General features: G+C 71.3%; 16 protein-coding genes and 4 pseudogenes. 1 reads left to right on the forward strand and 19 read right to left on the reverse strand.

Annotation, left to right across the window (positions count from 1 at the left end; genetic code table 11):
• Nucleotides 1-66: 66 nt before the first annotated feature.
• From ACNTMW_RS00725 to ACNTMW_RS00775, 11 genes are all read right to left on the reverse strand, one after another.
• Entirely contained in the window at nucleotides 67-978 is a 912-nt protein-coding gene (locus ACNTMW_RS00725; RefSeq protein WP_426631316.1) for a TIGR03620 family F420-dependent LLM class oxidoreductase, read from the reverse strand.
• Nucleotides 979-1,247: 269 nt separating this feature from the next.
• Nucleotides 1,248-3,503, reverse strand: a complete 2,256-nt coding sequence (locus ACNTMW_RS00730; RefSeq protein ID WP_426631317.1) for an MMPL family transporter — start codon at nucleotides 3,501-3,503, stop codon at nucleotides 1,248-1,250.
• Between the two features lie 138 nt (nucleotides 3,504-3,641).
• The gene (locus ACNTMW_RS00735) at nucleotides 3,642-4,418 is read right to left on the reverse strand and encodes a hypothetical protein (protein ID WP_426631318.1); all 777 of its coding nucleotides are present in this window, start codon (nucleotides 4,416-4,418) and stop codon (nucleotides 3,642-3,644) included.
• Nucleotides 4,415-5,314: an ABC transporter ATP-binding protein gene (locus ACNTMW_RS00740; protein ID WP_426631319.1), complete on the reverse strand. Its 900-nt coding sequence runs from the start codon at nucleotides 5,312-5,314 to the stop codon at nucleotides 4,415-4,417. Before ACNTMW_RS00740 ends, ACNTMW_RS00735 begins: the two co-directional genes overlap by 4 nt.
• Before the next feature lie 165 nt (nucleotides 5,315-5,479).
• Nucleotides 5,480-5,881, reverse strand: coding sequence for a response regulator (locus tag ACNTMW_RS00745; RefSeq protein WP_426631320.1), 402 nt, complete (start codon nucleotides 5,879-5,881; stop codon nucleotides 5,480-5,482).
• Between the two features lie 138 nt (nucleotides 5,882-6,019).
• Nucleotides 6,020-6,700, reverse strand: coding sequence for a response regulator (locus ACNTMW_RS00750; protein WP_426631321.1), 681 nt, complete (start codon nucleotides 6,698-6,700; stop codon nucleotides 6,020-6,022).
• Nucleotides 6,697-8,787 carry a PAS domain S-box protein gene (locus tag ACNTMW_RS00755; RefSeq protein ID WP_426631322.1) on the reverse strand — a complete coding sequence of 697 codons (2,091 nt, stop codon included), beginning with the start codon at nucleotides 8,785-8,787 and terminating at the stop codon, nucleotides 6,697-6,699. The genes ACNTMW_RS00750 and ACNTMW_RS00755 overlap by 4 nt, the downstream gene beginning before the upstream one ends.
• Nucleotides 8,788-8,848: 61 nt before the next feature.
• Nucleotides 8,849-10,099, reverse strand: coding sequence for a formamidase (gene fmdA, locus ACNTMW_RS00760; protein WP_426631323.1), 1,251 nt, complete (start codon nucleotides 10,097-10,099; stop codon nucleotides 8,849-8,851).
• Between the two features lie 54 nt (nucleotides 10,100-10,153).
• On the reverse strand, nucleotides 10,154-10,456 hold the full coding sequence (locus tag ACNTMW_RS00765) for an FmdB family zinc ribbon protein (protein ID WP_426631324.1): 303 nt from the start codon (nucleotides 10,454-10,456) through the stop codon (nucleotides 10,154-10,156).
• A gap of 179 nt (nucleotides 10,457-10,635) precedes the next feature.
• Entirely contained in the window at nucleotides 10,636-11,115 is a 480-nt protein-coding gene (locus ACNTMW_RS00770; protein WP_426631325.1) for a GNAT family N-acetyltransferase, read from the reverse strand.
• Nucleotides 11,116-11,331: 216 nt separating this feature from the next.
• Complete coding sequence (locus ACNTMW_RS00775; protein ID WP_426631326.1) at nucleotides 11,332-11,895, reverse strand: histidine phosphatase family protein; 564 nt, start codon at nucleotides 11,893-11,895, stop codon at nucleotides 11,332-11,334.
• A gap of 88 nt (nucleotides 11,896-11,983) precedes the next feature.
• On the opposite strand from ACNTMW_RS00775, the pseudogene ACNTMW_RS00780 reads away from it, so the two are divergent.
• A pseudogene (locus tag ACNTMW_RS00780) lies at nucleotides 11,984-12,085 on the forward strand (IS5/IS1182 family transposase); the annotation flags it as partial.
• A gap of 137 nt (nucleotides 12,086-12,222) precedes the next feature.
• Here the strand turns inward: ACNTMW_RS00780 and ACNTMW_RS00785 are convergent.
• From ACNTMW_RS00785 to ACNTMW_RS00820, 8 genes and pseudogenes are all read right to left on the reverse strand, one after another.
• Nucleotides 12,223-12,603 (reverse strand): VOC family protein, encoded by a 381-nt coding sequence (locus ACNTMW_RS00785; protein WP_426631717.1) that lies wholly within the window; start codon nucleotides 12,601-12,603, stop codon nucleotides 12,223-12,225.
• Between the two features lie 96 nt (nucleotides 12,604-12,699).
• Nucleotides 12,700-13,058, reverse strand: a pseudogene (locus tag ACNTMW_RS00790) (MDR/zinc-dependent alcohol dehydrogenase-like family protein); the annotation flags it as partial.
• 105 nt (nucleotides 13,059-13,163) lie between these two features.
• Nucleotides 13,164-15,644, reverse strand: a complete 2,481-nt coding sequence (locus ACNTMW_RS00795) for a DNA topoisomerase (ATP-hydrolyzing) (protein ID WP_426631718.1) — start codon at nucleotides 15,642-15,644, stop codon at nucleotides 13,164-13,166.
• Between the two features lie 300 nt (nucleotides 15,645-15,944).
• Nucleotides 15,945-16,526, reverse strand: a pseudogene (locus tag ACNTMW_RS00800) (LAGLIDADG family homing endonuclease); the annotation flags it as partial.
• Between the two features lie 75 nt (nucleotides 16,527-16,601).
• A pseudogene (locus tag ACNTMW_RS00805) lies at nucleotides 16,602-16,958 on the reverse strand (DNA gyrase subunit A); the annotation flags it as partial.
• 107 nt (nucleotides 16,959-17,065) lie between these two features.
• Complete coding sequence (locus tag ACNTMW_RS00810) at nucleotides 17,066-19,123, reverse strand: DNA gyrase/topoisomerase IV subunit B (RefSeq protein WP_426631327.1); 2,058 nt, start codon at nucleotides 19,121-19,123, stop codon at nucleotides 17,066-17,068.
• 408 nt (nucleotides 19,124-19,531) lie between these two features.
• On the reverse strand, nucleotides 19,532-19,837 hold the full coding sequence (locus tag ACNTMW_RS00815) for a GNAT family N-acetyltransferase (protein WP_426631328.1): 306 nt from the start codon (nucleotides 19,835-19,837) through the stop codon (nucleotides 19,532-19,534).
• 83 nt (nucleotides 19,838-19,920) lie between these two features.
• Entirely contained in the window at nucleotides 19,921-20,751 is an 831-nt protein-coding gene (locus tag ACNTMW_RS00820) for an SDR family NAD(P)-dependent oxidoreductase (RefSeq protein WP_426631329.1), read from the reverse strand.
• Nucleotides 20,752-20,769 lie beyond the last annotated feature (18 nt).

Below are 20,769 nucleotides of genomic sequence, written 5' to 3' on the forward strand. Positions count from 1 at the left end.
GTCGCTGGTGAGGTCCCGGTCGCTGGTGGGTCGGCCGGGGAGGACCGCCGGCCGTCGGTGAAGCGGTCAGGACGGTGGCAGGAGCGGGATCGCGAGGTCCTCGAGCTGGCTCAGCGCGCCGTCCAGGTTGGGCGCCAGGGGCTGGAGCAGGACGTGGTCGGCTCCGGCGTCGTGGTGTTCGCGGACCCGCGCGGCGACGGTCTCCGCGGAGCCCCAGGCCACGATCGCGTCGACGAGGCGGTCGCTGCCCGCACCGGCAACGTCCTCATCGCTGAAGCCCAGTTCCTTGAGGTTGTTCACGTAGTTCGGCAGGCGCAGGTAGCCCTCGGTGTGCCGGCGGGCGGTGGCGCGCGCCGTGACCGGGTTCTCGTCGACGACGACGGCCTGCTCGGGGATGAGCAGGCGGTCCGCCCCGAGGGTCTCGCGGGCCCGCCGGGTGTGCTCGACCGGCACGAAGTACGTGTGCGCCCCGTCAGCGCGGTCACGGGCCAGCTCCAGCATGCGGCGGCGCAGTGCGGCCAGGACCCGGGGTACCGGCGTGGCGGGCGCCCGGACGGTCGCCTGCTCCATGCCGTCGAGGTACTGCCGCATGCGTTCGAGTGGCCGCTCGTAGACCTGCCCGGTCCGATCGACGATGGCCGCGTGGCTGATGCCGAGGCCGAGCACGAACCGTCCCGGCCAGGCGTGGCCGAGCGCCGCCGCGGCCGCCTGTGCCGTCGCCGGGTGACGCGACCAGACATTGGCGATACCGGAGCCGACCATGATGACGGAGGTCTCGCACAGCCAGGTGGCTTCCTGCACGAAGATGTCGTTGGCCCCGACGACCTCACCGGACCAGACCGACCCGTAGCCGAGCACCTCGACCCGGCGGATGAAGGAACGCTGCCGCCCGGCGGGGGCCGGGGTCAGCAGGGCCTGCCAGACCCCCACCCGCCCCAGCCGCTCGCGGGTCGTGGAAACCGTCTCGGATGCTGCCATGGCACTCCCGATGATCTGGCACTTCCCGGTGATCTCGTTCGCCGGCCCGGTGGCACACCGGTCCCGTGGCACGCCGGTGGTACGCCGCGGACAGCCAGCCGCGGACAGCCACCTGCCTGGTCGCCCGACCCGGCTCGGTTGTCGTTCTGCCCACCTTGGCCGACGATATGCCGGCCCAGCCCGGCGGCCCGACATGCCGGTACCAGAACGCCGGGGCCGAACACGTACCGCCGCGGTACGTCTCCGGCCCCGGCCTGCGCGGGTGCGCCTCAGCCGAGGCGGGTACCCGGCCCGGCCTGGCCGGCACCGACGAGGTCATCGCCGGCCGGGCTGACCGGCACCGGCACCGGCTGAGCCTCGTGTTCGAGCCGCGGCAACCAGTTCAGCCACCGGGGCAGGTACCAGTTGGCGTCGCCGAGCAGCTTCATCGTGGCCGGCAGCAGGATGGCGCGCACCACGGTCGCGTCGAGCAGCACCGCGATGGCCAGGCCCAGGCCGACCTGCTTCATGCTGGTCAGCGACAGCGTGACGAAGGTGAGGAAGACGAACACCATGATGATCGCCGCGCTGGTGACCACCCCCGCCGAGGACTTGATGCCGTGCGCGATGGCGTCGGTGGTGCTGCGGCCGGACTCGAAGCCCTCCCGGATCCGGCTGAGGATGAACACGTGGTAGTCCATCGACAGGCCGAACAGGATGACGAACAGGAACAGCGGCAGCCAGTTGATGATCGCACCGGTCTGCTCGACACCGACCAGCTTCATGCCCCAGCCGTGCTGGAAGACCAGCACCACGGCGCCGTACGACGCGGCGACGCTGAGCAGGTTCAGCACGATCGCCTTGACCGCCACCACCAACGAGCGGAACGACACCAGCAGCAGGACGAACGCGAACGCCAGGACGAACGCGAACACCCACGGGGTACGTTCCATGATCAGGTCGCGGAAGGCGACCGAGTTGGCGGTGCCGCCCCCGACCTTGGCCGTCGCGCCGTCGACCGCGCCGACGGTACCCGGTACGACGTCCTGGCGCAGCACCCGCAGCGCCTCCACCGACGCCGCGTCCTCGCCGTCGCCGACGAGCGGTACGGACACGACGGCGACGGTGTTGTCGGGGTTGAACCGCACGTCGATCGGCTCGTTCATCTTGCCGGTGGCGAGCGCCCGGGTCCGCAGCTCGGCCAGCGCCCGCTGCATCCGCGGTGACCGCACGTCGTCGGCCTTGACGACCACCTGCGCGGGGTCGGAGCCGCCGGGGAACGTGGCGTTGATCCGCTCGTAGGTCTGCATCACCGGCAGGCTCTTCGGCAGGTCCTCGATGCCCTCGTTGCGCAGTTGCATCCCCAGCGCGGGCAGCGCGAGGGCCACCAGCGCCAGACCGGAGACGAGCAGCCAGACGACCGGCCGGCGCAGCACCACGGTCAGCACGGCCGACCAGATGCGGCCCTCGCCGTCGGAGCGGGACAGGCGCCCGACGAACGGGATACGCCCCTTGTCCACCCGCGTACCCAGCCAACTCATCAGCGCCGGAAGGACGGTCAGGGAGCCGAGCATCGCCGTGAGTACCACCAGGATGGTGGCCATGCCCATACCGGAGAAGATCGGGTGCCCGGTGAGGAACATGCCGGCCATGGCGATGACCACGGTGATACCGGAGATGAGCACCGACCGGCCCGAGGTGGCGGCGGCGACCTCCAGCGCCCGGCGCGGATCGGTACCGCGGGCCCGCTCCTCGCGGTCGCGCTTGAGGTAGAACAGCGAGTAGTCGACGCCGACCGCGAGGCCGATCAGCAGCATGACGGTCTGGGCGCTGCTGTTGACGTGCAGCACCTGGCTGGTGAACCCGAGCAGGCCCACCGCGCCGACGAACGCGGTCAGCGCGAACGCCAGCGGCAGCACCGCGGCGACGAGGGCGCCGAAGGTGAGCAGCAGGACCGCCAGGGTGATCGGGATCGACAGCATCTCGGCCCGCTTCATGTCCTGGCTGATCGCCTGGTCGAGCTGCTTGCCCGCGCTGGTGATACCGAACTCCCGGACGCTGACCGCCGGGTGCTCGCCGGCCACCGACTCGACCGCGGCCATGATCGGGGCGATCTTGTCCTTGGCCTTCTCGGGGTCGCCCGCGATGGCGAAGTTGACCAGCATCGAGCGGCCGTCCTTGGAGACCAGTCCGTCAAGGCCGGGCGTCAGCGGGCTGACGATCTTCTCCACGTTCGGGGTCGCCTCCAGCCGCGCCACGACGGCCTTGACGGCGTCGGTGGCAGCCGCCTGCGGCACGTCGGCGCCGCGCTGGATGAACACGATCTCCGACCGTGGCTCCTTGATACCGCTGGCGTCGAGGATGCGCTGGGCCTGCGCCGGCTCGCCGGTGAGCGACTCGGCGTTGGTCAGCTCCGTCTTGGGAAGCGAACCGCCGATGACGACGGCCAGCACGACGAAGGCGAGCCACCCGAAGATGGCCGTCTTGCGATGGGACGCACTCCATCTGCCCATCCGGGCCGCGATGTTGTGGCGGGGGCGTTCCATGTGTACCTGTCTCTCCTGTTCGGTGTCCGGACGGGTTTCGGGGCACGGCCCGGTGGCCGGCCGCGGCCGTCCGCTCGGGCCGGTGGTGTTCGGGGGACTGTCGCGCCGAAGTGGCGGTGCTCGCCAGGCGGCGGCGCTTCAGACAGTGACGTCCTTGCGGGTGAAGACCTGCGCGGCCAGCACGACCACGACCGTGGCGTGGACGGCCAGCGCGGCGGCGCCGATCCCGACGTCGACGGCCGATGTGGCGGTGACCGCGGTGCGGATCGCGCCGAAGGGCACCAGCGCCTCGGGTACGACCGCGCTGACGAGCCCCTCCCCGAACGACATCCAGGCGAGGACCGCGACGACCGCGACGACCGGCTGGCGGAAGCACACGCCGAGCCCGACGCCGAGTGCGCCGCCCAGCGCCGTCACCCCGGTGCAGGTGACGATCAGACCGGCCCAGGCGCCGGCGTCCGTCAAGCCGGTGTCCAGGGCACGCGTATGCGCGACCGGCACGGCCAGCGCCAGCGCCAGCACCGCGCAGGCGAGACCGACGGCCGCCCCGACGGCGCTGGTGACCAGCAGTTTCGCGGCGAGGACCCGGTGCCGGTCCGGGGTCACCAGGTACGTGCCGAGGATGGTTCCGTGGTGGTACTCCCCCGCGGCCGACAGCGCGCCCAGCAGAAGCGCCACCATGGCGGGGAACAGCCCTCCGGCGACACCCAGTACCGTCCGCAGGAGTTCGCCCGCCGTGCCCTCGCCCGGCACGCCCGCACGCGGCACGGCTGTCGCCGCGACACCGGCGATCGTGGACACGAAGACCAGCAGGCCGAGCAGGGTGTACCGGGGTGTCCGCACGGTACGCAGCTTCAGCAGTTCGCTTCCCAGCAGGGCGGTCGTGGACGGGGCGGTCGTGGACGGGGCGGTCATCGGATGGCTCCAGCGGACGAGGTGAGGTCGAGGAAGAGTGACTCGAGGTCGGGCACCTGGTCGGTGATCTGCGTGACGACGACCTGGTTGGTGACGGCGAGCCGGCCCAGCTCGGCGGCCGGGAGTCCACCGACGACCAGCTCGTCGTCGGTGTCCGGGCGCACCGTCGCGCCGTGCGCGGCGAGCAGGGCGGCCAGCCGGGCCGGTTCCGGGGTGCGTACGCGTACCGCCGCGCCGTGCTCGGCGAGCAGCCGTGCCAGCGGCGCCTCCGTGACCAGGCGGCCGTGAGCGATGATCACCACCTTGTCGGCCACCTGGGCCACCTCGGCGAGGACGTGGCTGGAGACCAGGACGGTGCGCCCCTCGGCCCGCCGGTCCCGCAGGAACTGGCGCATCCACCGGATGCCCTCCGGGTCGAGGCCGTTGGCCGGCTCGTCGAGGACGAGCAGCGGTGGGTCGCCGAGGAGCGCCGCGGCCAGTCCGAGGCGCTGGTGCATGCCCAGGGAGAACTCGCGGACCCGGCGGCGGGCGGCCGCGGTCAGCCCCACGAGGTCGAGGACCTCGTCCACCCGGCGGTCGCCGATGCCCGCCGCGGTGGCCAGGACCCGCAGGTGGTCGCGGGCGCTGCGGCCCGGGTGGGTCGCCCGGGCCTCCAGCAGCGCACCCACGTGGCGGACCGGCGAGGCCAGCCGCGCGTACGGTACGCCGTCGATCAGGGCGGTACCGGACGTCGGCGCGACCATCCCGAGCAGCATCCGCAGGGTCGTGGTCTTGCCCGAGCCGTTCGGCCCGAGGAAACCCACGATCGTCGCGGCCTCCGCGGTGAACGAGAGTTCGTCGACGGCGGTGAGTGCGCCGTACCGCTTGGTCAAGCGGTCCACCGCGATGACGGACATACGCTGCTCCTTGTCTGGTGTACTGATCCGACGGGGTCGTGACGTGCTGACTCGTTGACGGTAGGAAAATCGCGGGCGGCGGCCGTACGGCTCGGCGACGAGGTCGGGCCGTGCTCTTCCGCCGAGGCGACTACGTCATTTGTCGCGCCGTCATTTGTCGCGCCGTCATTTGTCGCGCCGCCAGGTGTCGTGCCCGCCGGGCGCCGCCGCCAGCAGGGCGGCGACGAGCGCGTCAGCCGAGCCGTCCTTCTCCAGGAACGCGACCGCCCCACGGGCCAGGGCGCCGGCGCGCAGCCCGCCGCGGATGCTCATCGCGACCACCGGGATGCCGGCGCCGCGCAGCCTCGCCACCAGCGCCAGGCCATCACGCGCCATCGGCAGCAGCAGGTCGAGCAGGACCAGGTGCGGGCGGGTGGAGGCCACCGCGGACCAGGCGTCGGTGGCGTTGCCGCAACTGCCGACGACCTCGAACTCCGGTACGGCGGACAGCAGGGCGGTCAGCGCCGCCCGTACCCGGACGTCGTGGTCGACCAGGAGCAGGCGGCTGCGGGGGACGGCGGTACGCAAGCACCACCTCCGGGTCGTCGTCGCGCCGATTCGACCAGTCTCGGCGCAGATCCGACCGGTGAAACGGGGCATAGGACCACGTTGCGGCTACGTCATTACGCCGACCGGATCGGCGTAATGACGTAGCCGCGTGCCCCGTCAGGAGGGTTCCCCGGGCGCGATCCCTTCCCGTACCGCCCACAGCGCCGCCTGGGTACGCGACGCCAGCCCGAGCTTGGCCAGGATGTTGCTGACGTGGGTACGGGCGGTGCGCTCCGTGACGACCAGCGCCTTCGCGATCTCCCGGTTGGACCGCCCGTCAGCGACGAGGGCGAGCACCTCCCGCTCGCGCGGGGTGAGGGTCACCGCGCCCACCCGGGGAGCGCGCAGCGACGCGGTGAGCTGGCGCGCGACGGCGGGGTCGAGGTGCACCTCTCCCCGGGCGGCGGCGCGCACCGCCGCCGCCACCTCATCGGCTTCGGCGTCCTTGAGCAGGTAGCCGGAGGCGCCCGCCTCGAGGGCCGCCCGTACCTTGCTCTCCTCCAGGAAGCTCGTCACCGCGACCACCTCGACGCCGGCGAACCGCTCCTTGACCAGTCGGGTCGCCTCGATGCCGTCCATCGCCGGCATGAGCAGGTCCATGAGCACGACGTCGGGCAGCTCGCCGGCCGGTTCGAGCACGGCCAGCCGGTCCACCGCCTCCCGGCCGTTCGACGCCTCACCGACGACCTCAATGTCGTCGACCAGATCGAAGAAGGCCCGCATGCCGCTGCGGACGACCCGGTGGTCGTCGACGAGGAAGACGCGCAGCACGTCGTCGGTCAGTACGTCGTCGGTCACAGTGTTGCCTCCACGGTTGTCCCCCGGCCCGGCGCGCTGTCGATCCGCAGGGTGGCCCCGATGGCCCGGGCGCGGTCGGCCATCGTGGTCAGACCGAGATGGCCCGGGTACGCCGTCCCCGGGTCGAAACCCTGTCCGTCGTCGGAGACGGTCACCACGACCGCGCCGGCGGCGGCGCGGATCCGTACCGACGCCGCGGACGCACCGGCGTGCTTGACGGTGTTGTGCAGCGCCTCGAGCACGATCCGGTACAGGTGCTCCTCGGTCTCCTCCGGCACCGCCAGGCGCTCCCGCGGCCCGGTCACGCTGACCGGCAGGCCCTCGCGGGCCGTCATCGCGGCGGCCTGCTTGGTCACCGCGCTCAGCAGCCCCTCCTCGGCGAGCGCACCCGGCCGCAGCTCGAAGATCAACGCTCGCATCTCCGCCAGGGCGCCCTGGGTCAGCTCCCGCAACTGCTCGACGGCGCGCCCCAGCGGGCCGTCCGCGGGCAGGTCCTGCCTGGCCATGGCCAGCTGCGCGGCCCGGGCGTGCAGCGTCATCGAGAACAGCGCCTGCGAGACGGAGTCGTGCAGTTCCCGCGCGAGCCGCTGCCGCTCCACCAGCGCGGCGTTGCGCCGGCCCGCGCGCAGCAGGCGCGCGTTCTCCACGGCGACGGCGACCTGGTCGGCGACGGCCGACAGGAACCGCGTCTCCTCGGGTTCCGGCTCGACGTCGGGTAGGTAGTAGACGTGCAGGGCACCGAGGGCCCGGCCCTGCGAGTCCAGCGGCAGGGCGAGCAGCGTGTCCCACGGTACGTGGGGCAGGAAGCGGTGCAGCGGCGCCGCGGTCGGGGTGGCGAGCGTGCGGGCCGGGGCGCCTCGGATGAGCTGCCGGCGCTGCTGGCGCAGGGCCCGCGCCGCGGGCGAGTCGACGCCGAGCGCCCACGACTCGCGCAGCGCGTCCTCGTACCCGTCGGGCAGCCCGTACGTGGCGAGCATCGCCAGGTCGCCGGTGTCGACGTCCATGACGTGGACGGCCGCGGCGACCCCCGAGCCGGCCTCGACGACGGTCCGTACGGCGGCCCGCAGCGTGGTTTCGAGCGGCTGGTCGACGACCAGGTTCGCGGCGACCCGGGTCAGCGCCGACACCCGCCGTTCCAGCAGTTCCAGCGCGGTCACCCGCTCGGTGACGTCGCGTACCACGCCGAGAAGGTGCGGGCTGCCCCGGAAGGTGAACGTGGTACCGCGGATCTCGACCGGGAAGACCGTGCCGTCCCTGCGTACATGCTGGGCGGTGACCGTCGGGGCGCGCTCCGGTGCGCCGTGGCCGAAGTGGTGGGTGACCGCGGACAGGTGGTCGGCGTGCGTCCAGGTGGTGGCCGGCAGGCCCGCCAGCTCACCGTCGGCGTACCCGTGCATCGCCGAGAAGGCGGGATTGGCCTCGACGAGCACGCCGTCGAGATCGACGATCGCCATGCCGTCCGACGAGGCCGCGAAGATCTCGCGGTACTGGAGTTCACGCTCGCGGAGCTGGTTGAGCAGCCGTTCGTGGCGGACCGCCGCGCCGATCGTCGTCGCGGCGGTGCGCAGCGCCGCCACTTCGGCCTCCGACCAGGCCCGCTCGTGGTGGCACTCGTCGAATCCGACGATGCCCCACCACTCGTCGCCGACGAACACCGGCACGCCGACCAGCGACACGACCCCCTGCGGCACGAACAGTCGCCGTTCGGCCTCCGGGAAGTCCCGGACGTGCCCGGACAGCGTCCGGTTGGCGCCCAGTACCCGCCGCCACCGGCCGAACCCGCCCGCCTCGTACGGGTACGCCTGTAGCTGGGGGTCCTCCTGCTGGGAGGACACCCCGTCGGCGTCCCACTCGGCGATCTGCCGGGAGTACAGCTCGCCGTCGGCGCCGACGAAGTTGTGTGAGATCCAGACGCGGCTGACCTCGGCCGCCGCGCCGAGGTCGGCCATGACCTCGGCGAGCTCGGCGCGCCAGGTCTCCGGGTGGCTGAGGAAGCGCTCCGCCGACCGGACGGCCGCGGCGAGGATGGCGCTGCGCCGGTGCAGTTCCCGCTCGGTCGCCGTGGCGGAACCGGCCGTCTCGTTCACGCCACGACTGTGCCACAACCAGGACTAAATGGGGCGAAAGCTCAGTAACCGTGTCGGGGTGTCAGAAGCCCGCCCTCGGCGCTCCCCGCCCCGGGTCGACCCTGGTCGTACCGGCGGCGGTCGGGCGTACGTCGAAGTCGAAGATCTCGGTCGGGATGTAGATGGTGGCGCAGGAGTTGGGGATGTCCACCACCCCGGAGAACCTTCCCTCGACCGGCGCGGCCCCCAGCAGCAGGTAGATCTGTTCGCCGGAGTAGCCGAACCGGGTCAGGTAGTCGATGGCGTGCAGGCAGGCGCGCTTGTACGCCAACTGGGAGTCCAGGTAGCGCTGCTCCCCGTCCTGCGTGACGGAGATGCCGGAGAAGGCCAGCCACTGGCAGTACTGCGGGTCGGTGTTGCCCGGCAGGAAGATGGTGTTCTCCGAGACGCCGTACTTGCGCATGCCGTCCTTGATCAGGTCCATGTGGAAGTCGATGTACCCGCTCATCTCGATCGCCCCGCAGAACGTGATCTCGCCGTCGCCCTGCGAGAAGTGAAGGTCCCCGACCGAGAACTTCGCGCCGGGTACGTAGACCGGATAGAACGCCCGCGTCCCCTTGGTGAGGTTCTTGATGTCCTGGTTGCCGCCGTTCTCCCGGGGCGGCGCGGTGCGGGCCGCCTCCCCGGCCGCCCGCTCGAAATCCTCGCCGGACAGCGTGCCGAGGACCGCGTCGCGGGGCTCGGGCGGCAGCGCCAGCGGCGGCACCCGCTGCGGGTCCCGGGCGATCAGCGCCGCCTCCCGCTCGTTCCACCTGGTCAGCAGGTCATGTGACGGGGAGGTACCCATCAGCCCGGAGTGGATCATCCCGGTGAAAGTGACCCCCGGGACGTGCCGCGAGGTCGCCTTCTGCCCGCGGAAGTCCCAGATCGCCTTGTACGCATCGGGGAACTCGTCGGTCAGGAAGCCACCGCCGTTGCGCTTGTGGAAGATCCCCGTGTACCCCCAGCCCATGCCGGCCAGCGGGCCGGAGTCCTCCGCCATCGGGCCGACGTCGAGGATGTCGACCATGAGCAGGTCGCCGGGCTCAGCGCCCTCCACCGCGAACGGCCCGCTCAGGCAGTGCACCCGGCTCAGCGGGGCGTCCCGGACGTCCTCGGCCGAGTCGTCGTTGCGCATCCAGCCGTCGAACCACTCCCGGCAGTGCACCCGGAACGACTGGCCGGGCCGGACGGTGGCCACCGGCGGGATGTCCGGGTGCCACCTGTTGTGGCCGATCTTCTCCTGATCGGTGAACTTCCTCGTCGGATCCAGTCGGAACAGGACCTCGGGCATCGCCGTTCCCTTCGCGTGAAGTCGGATGCGAGGCGGTTCGTCACCGTGCGGGGCTCAGGATCGGGTGGGCCGGGGCAGTCGGGCGTGCCCGGGGTTGACCGGCCGCGCCGGCCGCGCCGGTGACGCCGCCCGGCGCGGTGGCGGCGCCGACACCACCTCGGGCGCCTCGGCGCTGCGCGCCGCGCGGTCCAGCGCCGCCGCCAACGGGCGCGGGGTGCGCGCCAGCGCCGGCGCGGAGATGACCCGACGGGCTTCGTCGCCGCACGCGGGACACGGCACGGCCGGGGCGGCCGTACCGATCGGACTGCGCACGTCGAAGGACCCGTCCCGCGGGCAGCGGTACTCGTACGTCGCCACCCGGCCTCCCCTCGGTACCCGGCGCCCGTCACGGATCGGCGTACCCCACCGGTGCCGCCGGCGTCCCGACGACCGGTACCCGCGGGCGGCCCCGCGGTGCACGCGCAGGCTGCTTTCCCACGGCGGTGGCGGTAAACCCGCCCCGGGCCGGATTCCGCGCCGGGCCCGACCGCCCGAGATCAGACCGGCTTGACGTACCGGTGGGCCGGCACCCCGATCGTCCCGCCCTCGACCGCGGCGGCGTAGTCGAACATCCCCTCGTCGGCCCAGCCGCACCGCTCGTAGAAGCGGCGGGCCCGCGCGTTGCCGGCGACCACCGCCAGCCAGGCCCGCCGGTGACCGGCAGCGGCGACGAGCCGCTCGGCCTCGGCGAGCAACAGCCCCGCCACGCCGGACCCGCGGTGGGCCGCCGACACGTACACCTGCTCGACCTCGTCGCCGACCACCATCACGAACCCCACGACCTCGTCACCGGCGACGGCGACCACCGTGTCCGCGACGCGGTCGGCGGCCCGCGACCGGAACGACTCCGGTGTACGGATCGCGACGAGATCCTCGGACACGTGCCCGAGGTGGCCGTCGCACCACCCGGCGTACCAGATGGTCGCCACCGCCTCGGCGTCCTCCGCACGCGCGGGACGAAGGTGGAAGGTCGGCATCGGTGGAGAATACAAGACCGGCACAACGATTGAGGCCCGCGAATGGAACTCGCTCCGTGCCGAGACGCCGTTCCGCCCATCACGTCACGACCATGACGATATGGAGAGAGTTCACCGGGACCGCGCCGCGGATCGCCGCGGTATTCACCCGCCGCCATGCCGCCACCGGCGACCTGTGCCTGCTGGCCACCGTCCGCTCGGACGGGTTCCCGCGGCCTAGGTCCTGCCCTGCCGATCATGGGGTCCGCCGACTCGATACTCCCACCCCTCCCGCCAAGCGAAATCAGTACTGATCAGGGCTTCCAGCGGAACCCGATTCAGGAGATGGTCGAGCGCCCATCGCGTGGCGACGTGCCCGATAATCAGGACCCGTTGGCCACCCCACCGAAGTGGTAGATCATCCAGGAAACGCCCGACGCGGCGCACTGCTTGCCGCCAGCTCTCACCACCGGGGTAAGGCTCATCGAGGTAGCGGTCACGGTGTTCATGCAGCTCAGCCGCCGGCATGCCGTTGTAGTCGCCGTAGTCACACTCGCGCAGGCGCCAGTCGTGCAGGACCGGGATGAAACTACCGGCGAAGGCGATGTCGGCGGTTTCCGTTGCGCGACGTAGGTCCGAGACGAACACCGCGGCGATGCCGTCCTGGCGCCTGCGTTCACCGAGCTGCTCCGCCAGGATGAGTCCACGAGGGGACAACCGGCCTGGCATCCAGCCGGTGGCGATGCCCTGGTCGTTGTCCTCACTCCATGAGTGCGTCTCGAACACGATCTCGGTCGACATGACCCGAGATTACGAGCCACCGACCAGGGTCTGCCCCGCCGATCATGTAGGCGTTCGTCGATGACGTGTCGGTAGTCGGTCGGGCTGGTTGACGGACAAGGCGTGGGCGGTGATCGAGCCGCGGCTGCCGCACTCTGATGGACAGGCGGGTCGGTGGCGCGATCATCGCCAGGTCATCAACGGGATCTTGGTTGTGGAGGCTGGGCCACACGCCTCGCCGAACGTGCCTCGATCTATCGCGCCCGCCTGTTGCTCATCGCCGCCGTCATCTGGCTTCGATGAGCAAGCGAGAGCGTCCTGCTCGCCCTCCTCGTGCCGGACTGCTGGTCACACATCGTGAAACGGCGCTGGCTCCGGCGGGATCCGCTTCGCCATCAGGCAGAACTCGTTCCCCTCTGTCTCTTCCAGCACTATCCACCGCCCGCTGCCGACAGTGCTCGACCGCCGGGCACCCAGAGCGATCAGCCGGCCCAACTCCTCCTCTTGGTCCTGGTCAGTGGGGCACACGTCGAAGTGCATCCGGTTCTTGGCTGCTTTGCGTTCCGGGACGCGGATGAACAAGATGTCCGGGCAGACGGCCGCACCTCGGATCGCCACCCCCGTCTCGTCGCGATCAAAGATCCGGTACCCGAGAACGCCGCACCAGAATTCGGCCAGCCGCTCGGGATCCGCACAGTCGACCACGATGTCGCCAACCCGGCTCGTCATGCGCGGCAGCCTAGCGCTCCTGCCTGGCCCGTCACCGGCCCGATCTACTTTCAATGATCGACAGGACAGGCCCGAGCCGACCGGCGGCTCGGCGTCGATCAGCAGCAACGACGTGCCCATCGTCGCGCGCGCGGCCAGGACGCGATGAGCGTCGGCGGCTTGCGGTAACGGGTTCGTGGCGCCGATCGCCGGCCGCAGCCGCCCCGCCCCTCCGCGGCCCGCTCCAATGCCAGGCTCAGCAGCTCACGCACCGTCTCCCGGCCCGGTGGCCGTCCAGCAGCGGGGCGAGCACTCGTCGCGCCACCATCGGTTGCCTCGCGTACCCGTTCGACCCAGCCTGGCCGCGCGTAGTCGACAGTGACCGCCGCGTCCAGCGCCAGGTTGGTGGCGCTGAACGCGGCGGCCACCATCCGGGCACCGGCCTCGACGACCAACTGCACCAGCAGCGTCCCGGCCAGTGTTCAAGCTGAAGCTCGGTTGGGGTCAAGACAGGCCGTAGGCGGGCGAGGGTCACCGACGCGATCGGCGTCGGTGACCCTCGCCCGTCCTGCGCTGCGCGGTCAGTCCCGTTCGATCAGGTGGCCGACGATCTTCGGGCAGTCCACGGCCGCGCCGGACCCGTCCCGGCGCCGGTCCGGCTCCGGCAGGTCGACCGGCTCGCCGGTCGCGGTCGCCCCGACCGGACGCGCCCCCACCCACGCCACCTCGAGGGCGTCCTCGCCCTTGAGGAACCGGTGGGCCCGGACCCCGCCGGTGGCGCGGCCCTTGGCCGGGTACCCCGACAGCGGGGTGACCTTCACCGTGCTGCCGGTGGAGGTGACCACCATCGGCTCGCCGTGTTCGCTGTCGTCGGTGCGGACAGCACCAAAGAAGATCACCTCGCTGTCGGCGGCGAGCTTCATGCCGGCCATGCCGCCGCCCTTGAGGCCCTGGGGCCGTACGACCTTCGCGTTGAACCGCAGCAGGGACGCGTCGGTGCTGAGGAACGCGAGGGTCTCGATGCCGTCGGTGAGCCAGGTGGCGCCGACCACCTCGTCGCCGTCCTTGAGACTGATGATCTCGAACTCGTCGGAGCGGACCGGCCACTCCGGCGCGCACACCTTCACCACGCCGTGGCGGGTACCCAGGGCGAGGCCCGGGGACCCGGCGCCCGGCGCGCCCAGCGGGGCCAGGCCGACGACCTTCTCCCCCGGCCGCAGCGGCACCAGCTCACTGGCGGACATGCCACCGCGCAGCGACACCGTGCCGGCCTGCTCGGGCAGGACCGGTAGCGGCAGGACCTCCGTCTTGAACGCCCGGCCGGTGTTGGTCACCAGCAGCACCTGCCCGCGCGCGGTCGAGGGGACGACCGCCCGGACGGCGTCGTGCCGGATGCGGCCGTTGCGGCGGCGCCCCTCGGACGTCTCCTCGGACGCCGCGGCGGTCCGGGCGACCAGGCCGGTGGCCGACAGGATCACGTGGCACGGGTCGTCGGCGACCTCGAGCGGCCCGGCGGGTACCGACGCCGCGAGGACCTCCTTGAGGTCGCCGTCGATGAGCGTGGTGCGCCGCTCGGCGGCGAACTCCTTGACCACGCCGGCCAGCTCGGTGGAGACCACCTTCTTGAGGACGTTCTCGTCGTCGAGGATCGTCGACAGCTCGGCGATCTCGGCGCGCAGCCGCTCCTGCTCGGTCTCCAGCTCGATCCGGTCAAACTTGGTCAGCCGCCGCAGCGGCGTGTCGAGGATGTAGGTGGCCTGGATCTCCGACAGCTTGAACCGGCGCATCAGGCCGTCCTTGGCCGCCTGCACGTTCTCGCTCTCGCGGATCAGCCGGACCACCTTGTCGATGTCGAGCAGCGCGATGAGCAGGCCGTCCACCAGGTGCAGCCGCTCCTGCCGCTTGCGGCGCCGGTAGGCGGTCCGGCGGGTGACCACCTCGTACCGGTGCGCCAGGAACACCTCGAGCAGGGCCTTCAGGCCGAGGGTCTGCGGCTGCCCGTTGACCAGGACGAGGTTGTTGATGCCGAACGACTGCTCCAGCGGGGTGAGCCGGTAGAGGTCGGCCAGCAGCGCCTGCGGGTTGACCCCGACCTTGCACTCGATGACCAGCCGGGTGCCGTTCTCCCGGTCGGTGAGGTCCTTGACGTCGGCGATGCCCTGCAGCCGCTTGGTCTTGTTGACCTCGTTGGTGATGGCGGCGATGACCTTCTCCGCGCCGACCCCGTAGGGCAGTTCGGTCACGGTGATGGCCTGGCGGCCCCGGCTGCCCTCCAGCGGGCCGGTCACCACCTTGGCACGCATCCGGACCACGCCGCGGCCGGTCTCGTACGCCTTGCGCACCTCGTCCAGGCCGAGCAGCATTCCCCCGGTCGGCAGGTCCGGGCCGGGCACGAACTCCATCAGCTTGTCCAGCGTCGCGGTCGGGTGGGTGATCAGCCACCGGGCCGCCGCGACGACCTCGCCCAGGTTGTGCGGGATCATGTTGGTCGCCATCCCGACCGCGATCCCGGACGTGCCGTTGACCAGCAGGTTAGGGAAGGCCGCGGGCAGCACCGACGGCTCGGTCAGCGACCCGTCGTAGTTGGGCCGGAAGTCGACGGTCTCCTCGCCCAGCTCGCCGACCAGGAGCATGGCCTCCCGCGACATCCGCGCCTCGGTGTACCGGGCGGCGGCGGGGCCGTCGTCGGGCGAGCCGAAGTTGCCGTGCCCGTCGATCAGCGGCACGTTCAGCGAGAAGTCCTGGGCGAGGCGGACCATCGCGTCGTAGATCGCACTGTCGCCGTGCGGGTGGTACTTACCCATGCAGTTGTGTACGACGTACCCCTCGGCCACGAACGCGTGCTCGTCGGCGCCCACCTGGATGTCGTAGGTGACGTCGGGTTCGACGCGCTCGACCGACTGGACCTGGAGGAAGGAAGCCCCGGAGAGGGCATCAAGGCGTTCGGCGAGCGGCGAACCGATGCGCCGTAGCCGATCGACCCAGCCGTCCCGCTCCGCGCGCCAGAGGGGGAAGGACCGCTCAGCCAGCGGTCTGCCCCATCGATCCTTACCGTACCGCACCGGCGTGCCGCCACCGGGGGACAGGGATGAGCGGAAAGCGATCCCATCCTTGTCCCGCAACCAGCCTCCGCCGACATGGGCCGCCGAGAACTCGGCGATGACCGGACCGTAGGGCAGCCGGTCATGACCTTGCTTGCCGCCGTACCGGTATTCGATCTCGGTAAGCCGGTGAAGGCCGTCCTGCTTGTAACCGATCTTGACCCACCGAAGCAGCGCCGACGCCAGGATCGCCGCGTCTCGTCCGGAGAACGAGAGGCCGTGGAGGGACTTGTGCGCGGCACTTCCTGGCCGCGACCAGTGATGGCCATGAATTCCGGAGTCCGCGAGCATCGAATAGATCTGTTGCACCATCCGGACACTGGTGCTGACGAACACGATCTCACGATGCCGCTTGCGCACGTAGCCGTCGCCGTCGAACAGGCCGGCGAGGAACGGCACCCAGCGGGAACGGTCGGCGAGCACGTCTTCCGGTACCGACTTCGCGTCACTCAGCGGGCGGCCGACGTCGAGCAGGCCCTCGTGCCGACTGAAGGTGAGGATGTGCTGGTCGCGGTGTCTCGGATTCTTCGCCTCGCGCTTTCCACGAGTCGCGTTCAACCCCACCGCGATGGCCCAGCCGTGCGCGACATCGAGCGGATCGACGTCGCACATGTGAATTCGCACCCGTCCATCCGCCGGTCTGGCACGGTCCACCGCGAATCCCTCGGCCGCGACGAGACCCCGCACGTAGTCGTACAGATCTCCGCCGTCACCCCGAAGATGTGGGTGCCGGCGGGCACCGTAACCGATGGTGAGACGGCCTACGAGGTCCTTCGCGTCCGTCCAGCCGGCCGTGAGGTCCTCGCCCACCGTCCGGAACCGCTGGCCGGGCGTCACCACCATCGTGTGGCCGTTCGACCACGTCACCCGTACAAGGTCGGAGGTCGGGTTCTCGTAGACGGCAGTGACCGGCACCGGATTTCCCCGCCCGTCGAGAACGTACTCTCCGATCCCGATGGCCTCGATGGGACGCACACCCGTGGGGGTGGACACGAGCGTGCCCCGCACGAAGCAGTCACCGACGACGCGGGCGGACTTCACGTGACCGCGGTCGGGCCGGTAGCCCTGCTCGTTCATCGAGTACAGGATCCGGCGGTGGACCGGCTTGAGACCGTCGCGCGCGTCGGGCAGCGCCCGGGAGTGGATGACCGAGTACGCGTACTCCAGGTACGACGTCGAGACCTCGTCCTGCAGGGAGTGGTCGATGACCCGCTTCCCGGCCTGGTCGAAGACGGACAGGTCGACCTTAGACGGATTGTCCTTACGGCGTGCCATTGCTCAGTTCTCCTCGACGGACCCGCGGATACCGCGGCGGTGGCTCGTGCGCTCATACGTCGGACCGGGCGCCGTCGGATCGGGCGCGCCCGCGCCGGTTCGGGGGCTCATGCGTCGATCGTCTCCTGGTCGACCCGGTTGGCGGAGTCGATGAGCCAGTTCTTGCGGGGCTCGACCTTCTCGCCCATGAGCAGTTCCAGGATCCGCTCCGCCGCCTCGACGTCGTCGAGGGTGATCCGCCGGACCGCGCGGGTGGCCGGGTTCATCGTGGTCTCCCAGAGCTCGTCGGCGTCCATCTCGCCGAGGCCCTTGAACCGCGGGATCGGCGTGACGATCTGCTTGCCGGCCTTCTCCAGCCGGGCGACGGTGTTCGTCATCTCCGGCTGCGTGTACGTGTAGATGGTCTCCGGGCTACGGCCCTTGGTCGTGATCTTGTGTAGGGGCGGCATCGCCGCGTACAGCCGCCCGGCCTCGATGACCGGGCGCATGTACCGGGCGAACAGCGTGATCAGCAGGGTCCGGATGTGCGAGCCGTCGACGTCCGCGTCGGCCATGATCAGGACGCGGCCGTAGCGCATCGAGCCGAGGTCGAACGTGCGGCCCGAGCCGGCGCCGAGAACCTGGACGATCGCCGAGCACTCGGCGTTGTCGAGGACCTGCTGGAGGTTGGCCTTCTGGACATTGAGGATCTTGCCACGGATCGGCAGCAGCGCCTGGTACTCCGACGACCGGGCCAGCCGGGCGGTGCCCAGCGCGCTGTCACCCTCGACGATGAACAGCTCGCTGCGCGCCACGCCGGTAGACCGGCAGTCCACCAGCTTCGCCGGCATCGCCGCGCCCTCGAGCGCGGTCTTGCGCCGGGCGGCCTCCTTCTGCTGCTTCTGGGTCAGCCGCACCCGGGCGGCGTCGACGATCTTCTGCAGGATCGTACGGGCCTCGGTCTTCGTCTTACGGTCGTCCACCCACGCCTTGAGGTGCTGCTCGACGAGCGACTGGACCACGCGGGTGATCCCGGCGGTGGACAGCTCGTCCTTGGTCTGCGACGTGAACTGCGGCTCCGGGATGCGCACGTGGACGACCGCGGTCATGCCCTCCAGGACGTCGTCGAGGGTGGGCAGGTCCTCCTTGGGCCGCAGCAGGCCGCGGGTGTTGCGGATCGCCTCGGTCAGGGCGCGCACGGCCGCCCGCTCGAACCCCTTGCGGTGCGTACCGCCGTGCATGTTGCGGATCGTGTTGGTGAAGCACTCGACGGTCCGCTCGTACCCGGTCCCCCACCGGAACGCGATCTCGACCTCGGCGCGCCGCACGACGTTGGACTGCATGACGCCGTTCTCGTCGGCGGCGTTCTCCTTGTAGGTGCCCTCGCCCGTCACCAGCAGGGTGCCGCACACCGGTTTGTCGCCGGCCGGGGCCAGGAAGTCCACCATGTCGACCAGGCCGTTGGGGAAGTGGAACGTCTCCTCGATCGGCTCGTCGCCGGTCTGGTCGCGCAGCACGTAGGTGACACCGGGGACCAGGAACGCGGTGTTGCGCAGCTTGGCGCGGACCGCCTCGACGTCGAGCGCCGCGCCGGTCTCGAAGTACCGGGCGTCGTACCAGTACCGGGTCGAGGTGCCGGTCGACTCGCCGCGCTTCATCTTCCCGGTGACCCGCAGGCCGGACTCCCGGGTGAACCGCGCGGTCGGCCCGGGACCGTCGAACACGCCCGGCACGCCGTGCTGGAACGACATCTGGTGGACCTTGCCGGCCCGCTTCACCGTGACGTCGTAGCGGCGCGACAGGGCGTTGACCGCCGAGGCGCCCACGCCGTGCAGACCGCCGGAGGTCTTGTACCCCGAGCCGCCGAACTTGCCGCCGGCGTGCAGGCGGGTCAGCACCAGCTCGACACCGGACATTCCCGACTTGGCGTGGATGTCGGTGGGGATGCCGCGGCCGTTGTCGTCGACCTGCACCGAGCCGTCGGCGTGCAGCGTCACCTCGACGTGGGTCGCGTGGCCGGCGACGCCCTCGTCGGTGGAGTTGTCGAGGATCTCGTTGACGAGGTGACCGACGCCACGGCTGTCGGTGGAGCCGATGTACATACCGGGTCGCTTGCGAACGGCGTCCAGGCCCTCGAGGTGCGTGAGGTTGTCGGCCCCGTACAGGGTCTCGGGCTGTGCAGTCACCTGGTCGTACTCCAAGTTCTTGGCGGGCGGGCGCGTCCGGCGCGGGGGTGATCGAGCAACCCGCCGGACGACCACGAGAGCCTAGCCGCCTGGTCTGACATCGAACGGGAGCACGGCCGCAAGTCGTTCCGTGGTGTCAACAACATCGGACCGTGGCGTCGGCTACACCGGTCGGTGGGTGCGGGGCGGTCGACGCCGGTGGCGTGGACGCCGACGGTGCGCTCCGGCGCGGTTCGGGCGGGAAGGCCTCGATGACCAACGCCCTGCGGCGGGCGAAATTCCCACCCGTACGGCGTTCCGGCCCCACATGGCGTTCCCGGCCCGTACGGCGTTCCCGGCCTCGTACGGCGGGCGACGTCACCGGCCGGCACGGTGGGTGCGACCAGCGGAGCCGACGGACTCCGGCGTCTACCTTATCTTCTTGGATCCGGCCACGATCTTCCGGTACTCGGGATGGCTGGCCAGCCACTGCGTCAGCGGCGGGTAGATCGCGACGACGGTGCGGCCACGGACCCGGGCGTCGTCCATCGCGGCGCGCGTCAGGGCGTCGGCCACGTCGGTGCCGTCGTAACCGACCGTCACCTCGACGTGGGTGTAGGCAATGATCTTGCCGGTGAGCTGGTAGGTCAGGTAACCGGCCAGCGCCTCGTCGGCGTCGCTGTCGCGCGCCTCGAACCGCTCCCGCTCCGGCACGTCGGTCACCCCGATGGTCACGCCGACCATCCTATGGCGGGCCCGGCGCCCCGGTCCGCGCTGTCGGCGCCGCCCGGCTCAGGGCGCGGGTTCGACCGCCCGGCTCAGGGCGCGGGTTCGACCGCCCGGGCGCGCAGCCACTCGTCGAAGTCCCGCGCCACGATCCGTTGGTCGGTCACACCGTCGGCCGCCGGCGAGCACAGCCAGCGGATCGGTGCGGCCATCACGGAGGCGTCGAGCATCCGCTCCCGGACCGCCTCCGGCACCTGATCGGGAACCATGCCGGTGCGGGTCGCCCCGCCGGGCAGGAGCACGTTCACCCACACCGCGTACTCCCGCAGGTCGGCCGCCATCACCCGGGACAGCGCCTCGGATCCCGCCCGCGACGGGCCGTAGGGCGCGAAGCCCCGGCGGATCATCGTCTCCTCGTTGAGCGAGATGTTCACGATGCGGCCGCCGCCGGCCGCGATGAACCCGGGCGTGACCTCGCGGGCGACCAGGAAGTACCCGGTGAGGTTGGTGTCGACCAGGTCGCGGAAGCCGTCCGGCGGGACCTCCCAGAACCCGTGCGGTTCGGTGAGAAACGCCGGGTTGACCGTCCGCATCCCGAGACCGGCGTTGTTGACCAGCACGTCCAGCCCGCCCAGCAGGTCCCGCGCGCGCCGGACCCCGGACGCGACAGAGCGCTCATCGCGGACGTCCATGACGGTACCCGCCACCAGGCCCCGACCGGCGTCGATCTCGCCGGCGGCGGCGACCGTGCGGGCCTCGTCGCGGCCGGTGACGACGACGCGGGCGCCGGCGTCGGCGAGGGCCTGCGCCATGGCCCGCCCCAGGCCACCGGTCGCCCCGGTGATCAGGACCCGGACCCCGGCCGGTGATGCGGAACGGGACTCGCTCGCTCCCGCGGCGGTGTCGACGTCGGATCCTGGCACCCGGTCATTCTCCCCCGG

Source organism: Planosporangium spinosum (genome assembly GCF_049999945.1).
Classification (GTDB): domain Bacteria; phylum Actinomycetota; class Actinomycetes; order Mycobacteriales; family Micromonosporaceae; genus Planosporangium; species Planosporangium spinosum.

What these genes read in the sequence shown, in the direction of transcription:
- ACNTMW_RS00725 (WP_426631316.1), bottom strand. Translation starts at nt 978, where the DNA reads ATGGCAGCATCCGAGACGGTTTCCACGACCCGCGAGCGGCTGGGGCGG.
- ACNTMW_RS00730 (WP_426631317.1), bottom strand. Translation starts at nt 3,503, where the DNA reads ATGGAACGCCCCCGCCACAACATCGCGGCCCGGATGGGCAGATGGAGT.
- ACNTMW_RS00735 (WP_426631318.1), bottom strand. Translation starts at nt 4,418, where the DNA reads ATGACCGCCCCGTCCACGACCGCCCCGTCCACGACCGCCCTGCTGGGA.
- ACNTMW_RS00740 (WP_426631319.1), bottom strand. Translation starts at nt 5,314, where the DNA reads ATGTCCGTCATCGCGGTGGACCGCTTGACCAAGCGGTACGGCGCACTC.
- fmdA (WP_426631323.1), bottom strand. Translation starts at nt 10,099, where the DNA reads ATGCCCGAGGTCCTGTTCCGACTGGATCCGACGAGGAAGTTCACCGAT.
- ACNTMW_RS00770 (WP_426631325.1), bottom strand. Translation starts at nt 11,115, where the DNA reads ATGCCGACCTTCCACCTTCGTCCCGCGCGTGCGGAGGACGCCGAGGCG.
- ACNTMW_RS00775 (WP_426631326.1), bottom strand. Translation starts at nt 11,895, where the DNA reads ATGTCGACCGAGATCGTGTTCGAGACGCACTCATGGAGTGAGGACAAC.
- ACNTMW_RS00785 (WP_426631717.1), bottom strand. Translation starts at nt 12,603, where the DNA reads ATGACGAGCCGGGTTGGCGACATCGTGGTCGACTGTGCGGATCCCGAG.